The organism is Roseococcus sp. GW821-FHT12F05 (assembly GCF_058806835.1).
The window spans coordinates 153988-168773 of sequence record NZ_JBXAQB010000009.1 but is presented as its reverse complement, the minus strand read 5'-3'; the positions used below and the strand labels follow the sequence as shown (position 1 = coordinate 168773).

Sequence of the window (14786 nt, the reverse complement as noted above, 5' to 3'; positions counted from 1 at the left end):
GCAGCGATCATGCTCTAGCCATGCCGGAGGACGATCATCTTGTCCTCCGACATCTCCTCCATGGTCCAGGGGATGCCGCCGATCCCGTAGCCGGACTGGCGCCGGCCCGCGAAGGGCATCCAGTCCGTCCGGAAGGCGGTGTGGTCGTTGATCATGACCGCCGAGGCGTCGAGAAGCTGCGCCGCCCGCAGCGCCGGGCCGATGTCGGTCGAGAAGACGGCGGCCTGGAAAGCGTAGGGCAGGCTGTTGGCGATCCCGATCGCCGCGTCCATCTCCGTGAAGCCGTAGATGCAGGTGACGGGCCCGAAGACCTCGAGCTGCGACAGCTTCGCGTCGGCGGGCGGGTCGAGCACGATGCCGGGAATCAGCGTCGTCTCCGAGAGCCGCCCGCCGCCCAGCAGCCGTGCCCCGCGCGAGGTCGCCTCCTCGATCCAGGAGGCCACGCGCTCCGTCTCGCGCGGCAGGATGAGCGGCCCCACCTCGGTCTCCGGCAGGACGGGATCGCCCACGCGCAGCGCGGCCACCCGGGCCGCGAAGCGCTCGGTGAAGTCGCCGAGGATGTCGGCATGGACGAAGATCCGCTGCACCGACACGCAGACCTGGCCCGCATGGTAGTAGCCGCCCTTCGCGATGGGCCCGATGATCCGGTCGAGCACCGCGCTGCGGTCGACGATGACGGGCGCGGCGCCGCCGTGCTCCAGCGCGCAGCGCGTGCCCGGCGGCAGCTTGCTGCGCAGGTGCCAGCCCACCCGGGGCGAGCCGATGAAGCTGAGGAAGGCGACGCGCGGATCGGTCGCGAAGGCTTCCGCCAGCGCGTTGTCGTCGGTGACGAAGCTCTGGCACCAGGGTTCGGCGAGGCCGGCCTCGCGGAAGAGGGCGACCAGCCCCAGGCAGCACAGCGGCGTGGCCGTGGCCGGCTTCACGATCACGGGACAGCCGGTCGCGACGGCCGGCGCGACCTGGTGGACGATGAGGTTCAGCGGGTGGTTGAAGGCCGAGATGGCCGCGACGACGCCGATCGGCTCCCTGGTGGTGAAGGCCCAGCGCCCCTCGCTCGCCGGCGTGAGGCCCATGGGGATTTCCCTGCCTGCGAAATTGCGGATCTCGTCGGCGGCGTTGCGCAGCCCGTCGATCGCGCGGATCACCTCCACGGTGGCGTCGGCGAGCGGCTTGCCGCCCTCGCGCGCGATCAGCGTCGCGAATTCGGCCTGGCGCGCCTGCAGCAGATCGGCGGTGCGGCGGAGCACGGCGACGCGCTGGTGCGGCTTGAGCCATCCGTCGCGGTCGCGCATGGCGCGCGAGGCCCTGGCGAGCCTGGCGTCCAGCGCCTGCGCGTCGTCGGCGGGGACCTCCGCGATCGGCGCCCGGTCGAAGGCCTGCACCACCTCGATCATCTTCGCCATGGTCAGACCTCCTGAGGGTGAAAGGGAGCCGACGTTGCAGCTCCTCGAGCGGACTCACGGCCCGGCCGACGATGTCTCCCATCCTCAGCAGATCGATATGCCCGTTGATCTGGTCGAAGGTGGTTCCGTCCCTCCACGCCCAGCCGGGCGACGGGGCCGTGGCAAGGCAGGGCCGTAGACTTGGTGGCGTTGGGTCCGATCACAAGCACTTCGCCCTTCCTCATGGCGCCCTCCCGGGTTCGGAGTATTCGGGCTGCAGCTTTGGGAGTTGGCCCGTTCGCGACCTTCCGTTGCGGCACGAATCAAGGCGATGAGGGCGCGTCGGACGAGTAAAATTCGGTAAACCGCACCGCCCCGGGGATCTCCGGAGCGGATCGCTTCGCGCCTTGCCGAGGGATTGTCAGGGAGCCGGGAACGACGCCGCGTCTCTTCCGGCCGCCAGGTGCTCTTCGAAGAAGCCCCGGCCGGACCGTGAAAATGGAGGACCACATCGGCCCTCCACCCGCCTCATGCATCCACCAGCCGGCGCGACAGCTCGGCCGCGCGCCCGCGGAGCTCCTCGCCGAGGGCGACGTGCCCGATCCGGCGCAGCTGCTCGCTGACCCCGAGCACGACCAGCCCATGCGACATGCGGCTCCGCGGCATCACCGGAGCGGTGATGATGGTCACGCCCGTGATGTAGCGGCCCTCGTCCACGGCGTAGCCGGCCTGCCGGGTCGCCTCGACGTCGGCACGCCACTGCGGGAGCGTCGGCGGGTTGTCCCAGCGCAGCGCCCGGAAGCGCCGCTCGATCTCGCCCGCCGACGCTCCGCCGAAGGCCGCGATGCAGCGGCCGGTCGCGCTGATCAGCGCCGGGTAGCGGCTGCCGATATCGACCTGCAGGCGCAGCGCGTGGCCCGGGCGCGAGATCGCGACCACCACGATGTGGTCGAGGCTGGCGACCTCGATGCCGATGGCGGTGACGCCGTGCCGGGTGGAGAGCTCGTCGAGGACCGGCTGCGCGAGATTGCTGAACGGATCGCGCCGAAGCATGCCGCGCGCCAGCGCGACGACGCCGCTGGAGAGGCCGTAGCGCTTCGTCTCCGGATCGAAGGAGATCAGTTCCTCCGCCGCCAAGGCCCGCAGGATGTGGAGGCAGGTGCTCGGCACGAGGCCCAGCTCGCGCGCGATGGCATGCACGCCGAGCGGCGCCTGGCTCCGGGACAGCAGGCGCAGGATCTCGGCCGCGCGGGTGACCGCCGGCACCTGGCGGATCACGGGGCCGCGCGCTGCGCCTTCCTCGCTCCGGCGTTGCCTGGTGGTCCTGGTGTCGCTCTTGTTCATGTTGTCCATATACAACAAATAACTCTTATTGACAACAACAGATCGGCGCGCGGATAGTCCCCGCCACGCGGCGAAAGCCACGGGGGAAACGCGCCATGACAAAGCTCACGGACAGCACGGACTACGCCTTCGCGCAGGCAAACTTCTCGCCGGAGCGCCTCTGGGACTTCTTCGACGGCGACCGCGCCGCGCTGAACATCGCGCATGAATGCATCGACCGGCACGCGGCGGACGACCGGCGGCTCGCGGTCCGCGTCGCCCATGCCGACGGCCGCGACGAGGCCATCACCTTCCGCGAGATCGCGGACTGGTCGTCGCGCATCGCCCATTGGCTGGAGGCGCGCGGCGTCGGCCCGGGCGACCGCGTGGCCGTCATGCTCGACCCCTCCCTGCCCTTCTATGCCGCCATGTTCGGCGCGATGAAGCGCGGCGCCATCGCCGTCCCGCTCTTCACGCTGTTCGGGCCCGAGGGCGTCCGCCTGCGTGTCGCCGACTGCACGCCCAAGGTCCTCTTCACCAATGCCGAGAAGGCCGCCTCGACCGGCGACATCCCCGGCATCGAGACCGTGGTCCTGGACGAGGCGCTGATAGCGGAGCTGCGCGCGCTGCCCACGGCGTATCAGGTCACGACGCGCGCCGACGACATGGCCCTCTTCCAGTACACCTCCGGCACCACGCGGGAGCTGCCGGCCGCGGTGAAGCACACTCACCGCTCGATCGTCGTGCTGATGCTGGCGGCGCTCTACGGCACCGGGATCCGGCCCGGCGACGAGTTCTTCTGCCCCTCCTCGCCCGCCTGGGGCCATGGTCTCGCGCATGGCACGCTGGCGCCGCTGGCGCTCGGCGTCACCACGGGGACCTATGCCGGAAGGTTCGACGCTATCAGGCTGATGCGCGCCCTGCAGGACTACCGCATCACCAACCTCTCGGCCGCCGCCACGCACTACCGGATGATGCGGACCAGCGGCCGGGCCGCGGAGTTCCGCTTCGCGATCGAGAAGCTGTCCTATACCGGCGAGCCGATCGACGGCGAGACGCTCGCCTTCATCGACGCCACCTTCGGCGTGCCCGCCTGCAGCATGTACGGCACCACCGAGGTCGGCGTCGCGCTCGTGAACTATCCGGGCGCCACGGACTTCCCGGTGAAGCCGGGATCGCTGGGCAAGGCCGTGCCGGGGCTGAAGGTCGAGGTGCAGGCACCCGGCGGGCGCCCCTGCGCGCCCGGGGAGACCGGCGAGATCAAGGTCTGGCGCCGCGGCCAATGGGTGCCCACCAAGGATCTCGGGCGCATCGACGAGGACGGCTACTTCTACCATGGCGGGCGCGCGGACGACGTCATCATCTCCGCCGGCTGGACCATGAGCGCGGTCGAGATCGAGGACGTGCTGCTGAAGCATCCCGACGTGCGCGAGGCGGCGGCGATCGGCACGCCCGACCCGGTCCGCGGCCAGGTGGTCAAGGCCTTCATCGTCAGCCCGCGCCCCGGGGACGACGGCTTCGCGCGCGAGCTGCAGGACTTCACCCGCGAACGGCTCAGCCAGCACGAGTATCCGCGCCAGGTCGCCTTCGTCGCCGAGCTGCCCAAGACGCCCGCCGGCAAGATCAACCGCAAGGCCCTGCGCGACGCCGAGTCCGCCATGCGCTCGCCGGCCGCCGCCTGAACCGATCCAGAGACAGGAGAGAAACCAAATGTCCGACGCCGAGACCCTGGAGCCGAGCAACCGGCTCTTCCCGAAGATCACCGACCAGGCGCTGGACGACCTCCGCTCCCGCATCGGCAAGCCCATCGGCAACACCGTCGAGCCCTGGTGCCACGAGGCGACGCGCGACAACATCCGCCACTACGCGCACGGCATCGGCGACGACAATCCGCTCTGGTGCGATCCCGACTACGCCGAGCGCAGCGTGCACGGCGGCATCGTCGCGCTGCCCAGCTTCCTCTTCACGACGAGCCGCATCATCTCCGGCTATGTCGGCGGCCTGCCCGGCGTGCATGCGATGTGGTCGGGCGCCGACTGGCGCTGGCACCGCTGGGTCCGCCGCAACGAGACGATCACCACCGAGGCATCGCTCTCCGAGCTGGTCGAGCATGAGACCGCCTTCGCGGGCCGGGCGATCCGGCAGGTCTATCACGTGAAGTTCTACGGCGCGGATGGCGACCTCGTCGCCGACGCGGAGAGCTGGTGCTTCCGCACCGACCGCGACGCCGCGCGCGAGACGGGCACCAAGTACAAGGAGGTGAAGGCCCGCCCGCAGCGCCGCTACACGGACGAGGAGCTCGCGAAGATCTGGCGCCTCTACTCCGAGGAGCGGCCGCGCGGCGACACCCCGCGCTACTTCGAGGATGTGCAGGTCGGCGACACGCTGCCCACCATGCCCAAGGGCCCGATGACCGTGACCGGCTTCATCGCCTATGCGCAGGGCTGGGGCGGGCTCTACATCCGCGCCAACCGCCTCGCCTGGAAGCAGGTGCAGGCGCATCCCGGCCTGGGTATCCGCAACCGCTTCAACATCCCCGACTGCCCCGAGCGCGTGCACTGGGAGCCGGAGATGGCGCTGATGGTCGGCGCGCCCGGCGCCTACGACTACGGCCCCGAGCGCTGCTCCTGGCTGACGCACCACCTGACGGACTGGATGGGCGACACCGGCTTCCTGGTCCGCGCCACGAGCAAGCTGCGGCGCCACAACCCCGAGGGCGACCTGCTCTTCATCGACGGCAAGGTGACCGGCAAGCGCGTCGAGAACGGTCGCCACCTCGTCGATATCGAGCAGGAGGCGCGCAACCAGGATGGCGAGCTCTCCGTGCTGGGCGGCGGCACGGTCGCGCTGCCGTCCCGCGGCTGACCGGGCGGGACATCCGCCCGGACCAACGATCAAGCACCGCAGCGAATGCGGGCATCGCAGAGGAGGACGCCCATGCGGCGAAGGATTGTTCTGGGACTGCCCGGGCTTCTGGCCTCGGCCGTGCCCGCGGCTGCACAGAGTTACCCCGGTCGCTCCGTGCGCATCGTCGTGCCCTACCCCGCGGGGCAGGGCACGGACATCTTCGGCCGGCGCTTCGCCGAGTTCTACCAGCGCCGCTTCGGCCAGCCCTTCGTGGTGGAGAACCGCGCCGGCGCCGGCGGGAACATCGGCTCGGTGGTGGTCGCGCGGGCGGAGCCGGACGGCTACACCCTGCTCTGGGGCACCAATGCCACCCATGCGGCGAACGAGTTCATGTTCAACTCGCTGGGCTTCGATCCTGTGGCGGACTTCACGCCGATCGCCGCGATCCTCGGCCTCGGCATGGTGCTCTACACCGCCCAGGACTCGACGTTCCGGACGCTGGCCGACCTGATCGCCGCCGCGCGGGCGCGGCCGGGCCAGATCTCGATCGGCGTGCCGAGCACGACCTCGCGCGTGGCCGCCGAGATGCTGCGCCGCGCCGCGGGCATCGAGATCCAGCAGATCCCGTACAACGGCAGCGCCCAGGCACTGACCGGCGCGCTGCGCGGCGACGTGCAGGGCGTGGTGGACACCATCGCGAGCTCGCTCGGCTCGATCCAGGGCGAGCGCATCCGGCCGCTCGGCGTCTCGCTGGGCCGGCGCTCGGAATCGCTCCCGCAGGTGCCGAACTTCCGCGAGCAGGGCGTCGACTTCGACGTCACCGCCTGGAACGCCTTCTACGCGCCGAAGGGGACGCCGGCGGAGATCGTGCGGGCCCTCAACGAGGCCTCCAACGCCGCCCTCGCGGAGCCCGCGCTGCGCGCCAGCCTGATCGCGGGCGGCGCGGAGCCCATGGGCGGCACGCCCGAGGATCTCGTCGCACTGATGCGCACCGACCGCGCGAAGTGGAAGCCGGTGATCGAGAGCCTCGGCCTGAGGGGGAGCTAGAGCATGATCGCCGCAGATGGAATCACCGGAGGCGTGAATCATGCTCTCAAAACAACAAGCTAGAGCTTTTGCAGTGAGCTCTTGCGAACGGAGAATGCTCTAGTGGCCGGGGAACCAGGCTGGGGCGGCCCCCTCGCCGGCCTGCGTGTCATCGACCTGACTCGCGTGCTGGCGGGGCCGCTCGCCACCCAGTTCCTCGGCGATCTCGGGGCCGAGATCCTGAAGGTCGAGCCGCCCGGCGCGGGGGACGAGACGCGCGGCTTCGCGCCCTTCGTCGGCGGCGAGAGCCACTACTTCGTCGGCCTCAACCGGGGCAAACGGAGCCTCGTGCTCGACCTGCGCCAGCCCGAGGGCGCGGAGATCCTGCGCGGGCTGGTCGCCACCGCGGACGTGCTGATCGAGAATTTCCGGCCCGGCGTCATGGACCGGCTGGGCCTCGGCGCGGCGGCGCTCATGGAGCTGAACCCGCGGCTGATCTACTGCGCCGTCAGCGGCTTCGGCCTGACGGGGCCGCTGCGCGACCAGCCCTCCTTCGACATCGTGACGCAGGCGCTGACCGGCGTCCTGAGCGTGAACGGGGAACGAGGCCAGCCGCCGGTCAAGATGGGCCTGCCCATCGGCGACATGTCGGGCGGGATCTTCGGCGCGATCGCGATCCTCTCGGCGCTGCACGAGCGGGCGGCGACAGGACGCGGCCGGCTGATCGACGTCAGCCTCTACGACGGCACGATGTCGCTGCTCGGCTACTTCGCGCAGCTCGCCTTCCTCAACGGCCGCGACCCGGAGCCGATGGGCTCCGCGCATCCGAGCGTGGTGCCCTATGGCAGCTTCCCCGCGAGCGACGGCGCGATCATCATCGCCTGCCTGGCCGATCGCTTCTGGCCGAAGCTCTGCGATGCGCTCGGCTGCCCGGAGCTCGGCGCGGATCCCGGCCTCGCCACCATGGCCATGCGGCGCGGGCGGCGCGGCGAGATCGAGCCGCGCATCGCTTCCATTACCGCGACGCGCACGGTGGCCGAATGGCAGCAGCTGCTCACCGCCCACGACGTGCCGCACGCGCCGGTCCTCGGCGTCACCGCCGCGCTCGCCCATCCGCACGCCGAGGCGCGCGGGATGGTGACGGCGGTCGAGCATCCCACGGCCGGCCCGCTGCGCCTGCTCGGCCGGCCCATCAAGTTCCCCGGCGAGAGCCAGGCGCCGCTGGAGCCGCCGCCGACGCTCGGCCAGCACACGGCGGAGGTGCTGCGCCGCGACCTCGGCCTGTCCGAGGAGCGGATCGCGGAGCTGCGGCGCCTCGGCGTCATCGACCGCCTCGGCCCCGCCTGACAGGAATGCCCCCATGCCCGTGATCGAGACCGCGGTGGACCTCCGCTCGCCCGAGAGCCGCGCCAATGCCGAGGCGATGCGCGCCCTGGTGCGCGACCTCCGCGACACGGCGGAGCGCGTGCGGCTCGGCGGCGGCGAGGTCGCGCGCGAGCGACACCTCGCGCGCGGCAAGCTGCTGCCGCGGGACCGCATCCGCGCCCTCATCGACCCCGTCTCGCCCTTCCTGGAAGTCGGCCAGCTGGCCGCGCACGGGATGTATGGCGGCGAGGTCCCCTCGGCCGGGATCGTCACCGGCATCGGGCGCGTCTCGGGGCGCGAATGCATGATCGTGGCCAACGACGCCACGGTGAAGGGCGGCACCTATTTCCCGATGACGGTGCAAAAGCATCTGCGCGCGCAGGAGATCGCGCTGCAGAACCGGCTGCCCTGCGTCTACCTCGTCGATTCCGGCGGCGCCAACCTGCCCAGCCAGGACGAGGTCTTTCCCGGCCGCGACCATTTCGGGAGGATCTTCTTCAACCAGGCCACCATGTCCGCGCAGGGCATCGCGCAGGTGGCCGTGGTCATGGGCTCCTGCACTGCCGGCGGCGCCTATGTGCCGGCGATGTCGGACGAGACCATCATCGTCCGCAACCAGGGCACCATCTTCCTCGCGGGACCACCGCTGGTGAAGGCCGCGACGGGCGAGGTCGTGACCGCCGAGGAGCTGGGCGGGGCCGACCTGCACAGCCGCACCTCCGGCGTCACCGACCATTACGCCGAGAACGACGCGCACGCCCTCGGCATCGCCCGCCGGGTGGTGGCGAGCCTCAACACGGTGAAGCGGCCGCCGGTCGAGCTGCGCGAGCCCGTGCCGCCGCGCCTCGATCCGCAGGAACTCCACGCCGTCGTGCCCGCCGACCTGCGCACGCCCTACGACATCAGGGAGGTGATCGCGCGGATCGTCGACGGCAGCGTCCTGGACGAGTTCAAGCGCCTCTACGGGCCGACGCTGGTCTGCGGCTTCGCGCATATCTGGGGCTACCCGGTCGGCATCGTCGCGAACAACGGCATCCTGTTCTCGGAGAGCGCGCAGAAGGGCGCGCATTTCATCGAGCTCTGCGCCCAGCGCGGCATCCCGCTGGTCTTCCTGCAGAACATCTCCGGCTTCATGGTCGGGCGGAAATACGAGGCCGGCGGCATCGCCAAGGACGGTGCGAAGCTGGTCACCGCCGTCGCCACCGCCGCCGTGCCGAAATTCACCGTGATCGTCGGCGGCAGCTTCGGCGCCGGCAATTACGGCATGTGCGGGCGCGCCTATTCGCCGCGCTTCCTCTGGATGTGGCCGAATGCGCGCATCGGCGTGATGGGCGGCCCGCAGGCGGCCTCGGTGCTCGCCACCATCCGCCGCGATGCCATCGAGGCGAAGGGCGGCAGCTGGCCGGCCGAGGAGGAGGAGGCCTTCAAGGCGCCGATCCGCGCGCAGTACGAGGCCCAGGGCCATCCCTACTACGCCAGCGCCCGGCTCTGGGACGACGGCGTCATCGATCCCGCCGACACCCGGCGCGTCCTCGCCCTCGGTCTCTCGGCCGCCTTCAACGCGCCGGCGGCGGAAACGCGCTTCGGCCTGTTCCGGATGTAGTGGGGGGGTTGCCGGATGAAAGCCTCGGGTCACCCCTTCGGTCCTTTTCCGCGCAGGCGGCGTCAGCGCCGCTTCGCGATGCCGCCGCATCGCGCGTGCGGCGCTTCCTGGCCTGCACGAAAAATTCCTCGAAGGGGCTCAGCCGATGCCGCCATCCGGTAACCCCGCGATGTTCCGCAAGATCCTGATCGCCAATCGCGGCGAGATCGCCTGCCGCGTCATCGCCACGGCGCGACGCCTCGGCATCGCGACTGTCGCCGTCTATTCCGAGGCCGATGCCGGCGCGCGGCACACGCGGCTGGCCGACGAGGCCTGGCCGATCGGCCCGGCCCCGGCGCGCGAGAGCTACCTCTCGATCGAGGCGATCATCGCCGCCGCGCTGCGGTCGGGCGCGGAGGCGATCCATCCCGGCTACGGCTTCCTCTCCGAGAATGCCGGCTTCGCGGAGGCCTGCGCCGCCGCCGGCCTGGTCTTCGTCGGCCCACCCGTGGCGGCGATCCGCGCCATGGGCTCCAAGGCCGAATCCAAGGCGCTGATGGAGCGCTCCGGCGTGCCGCTGGTGCCGGGCTACCACGGCGCGGCGCAGGATCTTTCCATCCTCACCGACGCCGCGGCTGATATCGGCTATCCCGTGCTGATCAAGGCCAGCGCCGGCGGCGGGGGCAAGGGCATGCGCATCGTCGAGCGGCCGGAGGACCTCCAGGAGGCGATCGAGGGCGCGAAGCGTGAGGCCCTCGCCTCCTTCGGCGACGACCGCGTGCTGATCGAGAAGTACCTCACCCGCCCGCGGCACATCGAGATCCAGGTCTTCGCCGACACGTTCGGCCACACCGTCTCGCTGTTCGAGCGGGACTGCTCGATCCAGCGGCGGCACCAGAAGGTCGTCGAGGAAGCGCCGGCGCCGGGGATGGATCCGGCGCGGCGGCAGGCCATGGGCGAGGCGGCGGTCGCGGCGGCGCGCGCGGTGGGCTATGTCGGCGCCGGCACGGTGGAGTTCATCGCGGAGGGCGACGCCTTCTACTTCATGGAGATGAACACCCGCCTCCAGGTCGAGCACCCCGTCACCGAGATGGTGACCGGGCTCGACCTCGTGGAATGGCAGCTCCGCGTCGCCTCCGGCGAGCCCCTGCCGATACCACCGGAGGGTCTGGGCCTGCGCGGCCACGCCATCGAGATGCGCGTCTATGCCGAGGATCCCGCGCGCGACTTCCTGCCCTCGACCGGCCGCCTCGCCCATCTGCGTCAGCCGCGCGAGATCCCCGGGCTGGTCCGCATCGACACCGGCGTGCGCGAAGGCGACGCGATCACGCCGCACTACGACCCGATGATCGCCAAGCTGATCGTTTGGGGCGAGGACCGCAGCGTGGCGGTGCGGCGGCTGGCAGCGGCGCTGGCGGAGTACGAGGTGGCGGGCGTGCACACCAATCTCGGCCTGCTGCGCGCCATCGCCGACCACCCCGCCTTCGCCGCGGCGGAGCTCGACACCGGCTTCATCCCGCGCCATCAGGCGGAGCTGCTGCCGGCCGCGCCGGTGCCCGATCCCGCCGACGAGGCTGCGGTCTGGGCCGCGGCCGCGCTGGCGGCCCTGCGGGACCAGGCCGCGTCGATCCACGCCGCGGCGCGCGCCACCGGAGATCCCTGGTCGCCCTGGGCGGCGAACGATGCCTGGCGCCTTAACGGCGAGGGCTACCAGGACCTGCGCTTCCGCCGCGGCGAGGCCGCCGCCGTCACGATGCGCACGCATCCACTGCCGGAGGGCGGCTTCCGCCTCGACCTGCCGACCGGCAGCGTGCGGGCCGGCCTGACGGAGGACGAGATGGGGCCGCTGCTCCTGCTGGACGGCGTCTCCCGACGCATCAGCCTGGCGCGACAGGGGGCGGAGCTGACAATTTTCCTGGCCGGGCGCGGCCATGCGGTGGTGCAGGAGGACCCGCTCGCCCCGCCCCGCACCGAGGCGGCCGGCGGCGACCGGGTGACCGCCCCGATCCCGGCCCGCGTGACGCGCGTGCTGGTGGCGGCCGGCGACGTGGTGCGAAAAAATGCAGCGTTGCTGGTGCTGGAAGCGATGAAGATGGAGCTCGTCCTGCGCGCGCCGATGGATGGCACTGTCGCGCAGGTGCGCCATGCCGTGGGCGACATGGTCGAGGAGGGTTCCGAGCTGGTGACCTTCGCGATCGAAGCCTGAAGCATGATCGGCTCGACGCCTGGCTGACCGTCAACTCCCCGCCCGCTTCGAGCCGCTGCACCCTTCCGATCGTAGCGATACAGCCTTCGCTTGGATCGCGTTATGGCCGAGGTGGCCGAGCGGCCGCGATCGAATGGCGCGGGCGAAAATCCTCACCCAGCAAGGTCCCGGCTTAGGCGGCGTGGGGCCGGCGACTACGACCCGGCCCTTCACCGCCTAACATGCCTGCCCTCACTTTGACCGAGGTCGGCTCGCACTCGGCCACCCCCCTCCCTCCTCGTCAGGATTGGAGAGGTCGTCCGTGCCGCAGAATGCGGTTCACCCGCTGCCCCAGCTCGTCGACGGCGAAGGGCTTCGTGATGATCTCCATCCCCGCATCGAGGAACTCCGCCTGGTCCGCTGCCTCCTTGGCGTAACCGGTCATGAAGAGCACCGGCAGATCCGGACGGCTTGCCCGCGCGAGCTCGGCGAGCTGACGTCCGCTCATGCCCGGCAGGCCGACGTCGCTGATCAGGAGATCGAGGTGATGCTCCGATTGCAGGATGGGAATGGCGTCCCGCTCGTCGGCGGTCTCGATCGCGTGGTAGCCCAGCTCCTGCAGCACCTGAAGAACCAGCAGCCGGACCGCGGGATCGTCCTCGATCACCAGGACCGTCTCGCCGGTTCCGGGCAGCGCTGCCGCCTGGGCCGGCGCGGATTCGTCCGGCAGGCCGTGGTGCCGCGGCAGGAACAGCCGGATCGTCGTGCCGATCCCTTCGCGGCTCTCGATCACGACATCGCCCCGCGATTGCTGGACGAACCCGTAGACCATCGACAGGCCCAGGCCTGTCCCCTGCCCCTGCGGCTTGGTGGTGTAGAAGGGGTCGAAGGCCTTCGCGAGGACGTCGGCCGACATGCCGAGGCCCGTATCGGCCACGCGGATCTCGACATAGTCCCCGGCCTCGCCGCGGTCGCTATGCGCGAGGTCCTTGGCGGTCAGGTGCGCATTGCGCCCCGCGATGGTCAGCCGCCCGCCGTCGGGCATCGCGTCCCGGGAGTTGATCGCCAGGTTGAGGATCGCGCTCTCAAGCTGGTTGTCATCGGCGACCGCGGACCAGAGGTCCGGGCTCATGTCGATGACCAGCTCGATCTGCTCGCCCAGCGTGCGCCGCAGCAGGTCCTCGATCGACCGCACCAGGACCGCTATGTCGAGCGGCCGGTTGTCCAGGGTCTGGCGCCGGGAGAAGGCCAGCAGCCGGTGCGTCAGCGCCGCCGCCCGCTGGCCGGACTGCATCGCGGCGTCCAGGAAGCGGTCCACGTCGTCGAGCCGCCCCTGGCTCACCCGGCGGCGCACCATGTCGATGCCGCCGAGGATGCCGGTCAGCATGTTGTTGAAGTCATGCGCGATGCCGCCCGTGAGTTGGCCCACCGCCTCCATCTTCTGGCTCTGGCGCAGCTGCTCCTCCAGCAGCTTGCGCTGCGTCACGTCGCGGCCGATGCCGTAGATCATCCCGCCCTCCGGCACGACGGTCCAGCTCACCCAGCGATAGCCGCCGTCCTTGGCGCGCATGCGGATGTCGAATTCCGGCTTTGCCTCGCCGCGCAGCAAGGCCGCGAGACGCGACCGGGTGGCCGGCACGTCGTCGGGATGGGTCAGCGCCTCCAGCGAGGTCCCGATGAGCTCCGCCTCGCCATAGCCCAGCTCGGCCCTCCAGGCCGGGTTGACGGCGCGCTGCCGCCCGTCGGGGCCCATGACGTTGAGCAGGTCGCGCGAGAGGTTCCACAACCGGTCGCGCTCCTGCGTGCGCTCCGCGACACGCTCCTCCAGCGTCTCCGTCAGCAGGCGCAACGCGGCCTCGGAGCGCTTGGTCGTGGTGATGTCGTAGATGACGCCGGTGAAGATCGTCCCGCCCGCCAGGGCGGCGCGGTACTCGCCGCGCGAGGCGAGCCAGCGCTCCTCGCCCGTGTCGGCGCGGATGACGCGGAACTCGTGCGAGGCCGTGCCCGAGCTGATGCGGCCGTCGCGGTTCTGGATGAGCGCGGGATCGTCGGGATGCACCACCGAGTTGATGGTGCGGACCGGCAGGCTCTGCGCCGGCCGGAGCCCGAGCAGCCGGCAGAACTGCTCCGAGACCTCGGCCGTGCCGTAGCCCGCGACATATTCGAAGGAGCCGACCTCGCCCGCGGTCTGGGCGATGTGCAGCCGCTCCTCGACCTTCTTCTGCTCGGTGATGTCGGTCAGCACGCCGGCGAAGCGCACCGGCCGGTCGTCGGCGTCCAGGAAGGTGCGCCCCCGCGCCGAGACCCACCGGACCTCGCCCTCCACCACCACGCGGTAGTCGCGCGCGAAGACCTCGGCGCCGTGCAGCGCGCCCGCCACGGCGATCCGGAGACGCATCCGGTCCTCCTCATGGACCGGGCCGAAGAAGGTGGAGGTGGGCAGGCCGGCGGCCGCGGCCACGAGGTCCAGCCCATAGATGCTGGCGAAGCGGGCATCGGCCACGAGCCGCCGGCCCGCGATGTCCCATTCCCAGGCGCCGGCCGCGCCGGTGACCGCCTGGACCACCCGCAGCCGCTCCTGCGCCTCGGCCAGCTTGCGGCGGCTGAGCAGCAGCTCCCGGCCCGCCGCGTCGTCCTCGTACTCGCTGCTCACGTCGATCTGCGTCGCCAGGCGGAAGGCCGGCGCGCCGCTGATGTCGCGGACGGTGGCGATGCTGATGCGGTTCCAGAAGCGCTCGCCGTCGCGGCGCCGGTTCAACAGGTCCGCGGTGACGGGGCTGTCCGCCGCCAGCGCTGCCCGGATGCGCGCGCGGGTCTCGGCGTCGGCGGGCTCGGGCTGCAGGAAGCGGCAGTTGCGGCCGACGGCCTCGGCGGCGGGATAGCCGGTCAGCGCCTCGAAGGCGGCGTTCACGTAGATGATGGGATCGTCCGGGAGGTGCGGGTCGGTCACCAGGATCGCGACGCCCGAGGCCGCGAGGGCCTGCAGCCAAGGTCCGCCGAGCGCGGCCAGGGCCAAGCCCCGCGCGGACAGAATCTCGCCCGGTTGCCGCTCCGGCTTCGGGATGTCGCTCACGGC

General features: G+C 71.2%; 9 protein-coding genes. 6 read left to right on the top strand and 3 right to left on the bottom strand.

From position 1 onward, the window contains the following. Nucleotides 1-14: 14 nt before the first annotated feature. Together AC1ROY_RS21190 and AC1ROY_RS21185 are read right to left on the bottom strand one after the other, a co-directional pair. Nucleotides 15-1403, bottom strand: coding sequence for an aldehyde dehydrogenase family protein (locus AC1ROY_RS21190; protein WP_493150870.1), 1389 nt, complete (start codon nucleotides 1401-1403; stop codon nucleotides 15-17). Nucleotides 1404-1910: 507 nt separating this feature from the next. Further along, a complete protein-coding gene (locus tag AC1ROY_RS21185; protein ID WP_493150869.1) occupies nucleotides 1911-2726 on the bottom strand; it encodes an IclR family transcriptional regulator in 816 nt (271 codons plus the stop codon). A gap of 95 nt (nucleotides 2727-2821) precedes the next feature. On the opposite strand from AC1ROY_RS21185, the gene AC1ROY_RS21180 reads away from it, so the two are divergent. The 6 genes from AC1ROY_RS21180 (at nucleotide 2822) to AC1ROY_RS21155 (ending at nucleotide 11731) form a co-directional block, all read left to right on the top strand. Further along, nucleotides 2822-4387, top strand: a complete 1566-nt coding sequence (locus AC1ROY_RS21180) for an acetate--CoA ligase (protein ID WP_493150868.1) — start codon at nucleotides 2822-2824, stop codon at nucleotides 4385-4387. A gap of 28 nt (nucleotides 4388-4415) precedes the next feature. After that, nucleotides 4416-5570 carry an FAS1-like dehydratase domain-containing protein gene (locus AC1ROY_RS21175; protein ID WP_493150867.1) on the top strand — a complete coding sequence of 385 codons (1155 nt, stop codon included), beginning with the start codon at nucleotides 4416-4418 and terminating at the stop codon, nucleotides 5568-5570. A gap of 72 nt (nucleotides 5571-5642) precedes the next feature. Then, nucleotides 5643-6599: a Bug family tripartite tricarboxylate transporter substrate binding protein gene (locus AC1ROY_RS21170; RefSeq protein WP_493150866.1), complete on the top strand. Its 957-nt coding sequence runs from the start codon at nucleotides 5643-5645 to the stop codon at nucleotides 6597-6599. Between the two features lie 102 nt (nucleotides 6600-6701). Further along, complete coding sequence (locus AC1ROY_RS21165; RefSeq protein WP_493150865.1) at nucleotides 6702-7925, top strand: CaiB/BaiF CoA transferase family protein; 1224 nt, start codon at nucleotides 6702-6704, stop codon at nucleotides 7923-7925. 13 nt (nucleotides 7926-7938) lie between these two features. Then, nucleotides 7939-9546, top strand: coding sequence for a carboxyl transferase domain-containing protein (locus AC1ROY_RS21160; protein ID WP_493150864.1), 1608 nt, complete (start codon nucleotides 7939-7941; stop codon nucleotides 9544-9546). A 145-nt stretch (nucleotides 9547-9691) separates the two neighbouring features. After that, the gene (locus AC1ROY_RS21155; protein ID WP_493150863.1) at nucleotides 9692-11731 is read left to right on the top strand and encodes an acetyl/propionyl/methylcrotonyl-CoA carboxylase subunit alpha; all 2040 of its coding nucleotides are present in this window, start codon (nucleotides 9692-9694) and stop codon (nucleotides 11729-11731) included. 280 nt (nucleotides 11732-12011) lie between these two features. Here the strand turns inward: AC1ROY_RS21155 and AC1ROY_RS21150 are convergent, their stop codons facing one another. Then, entirely contained in the window at nucleotides 12012-14783 is a 2772-nt protein-coding gene (locus AC1ROY_RS21150) for a hybrid sensor histidine kinase/response regulator (RefSeq protein WP_493150862.1), read from the bottom strand. Between the last annotated feature and the right edge of the window lie 3 nt (nucleotides 14784-14786).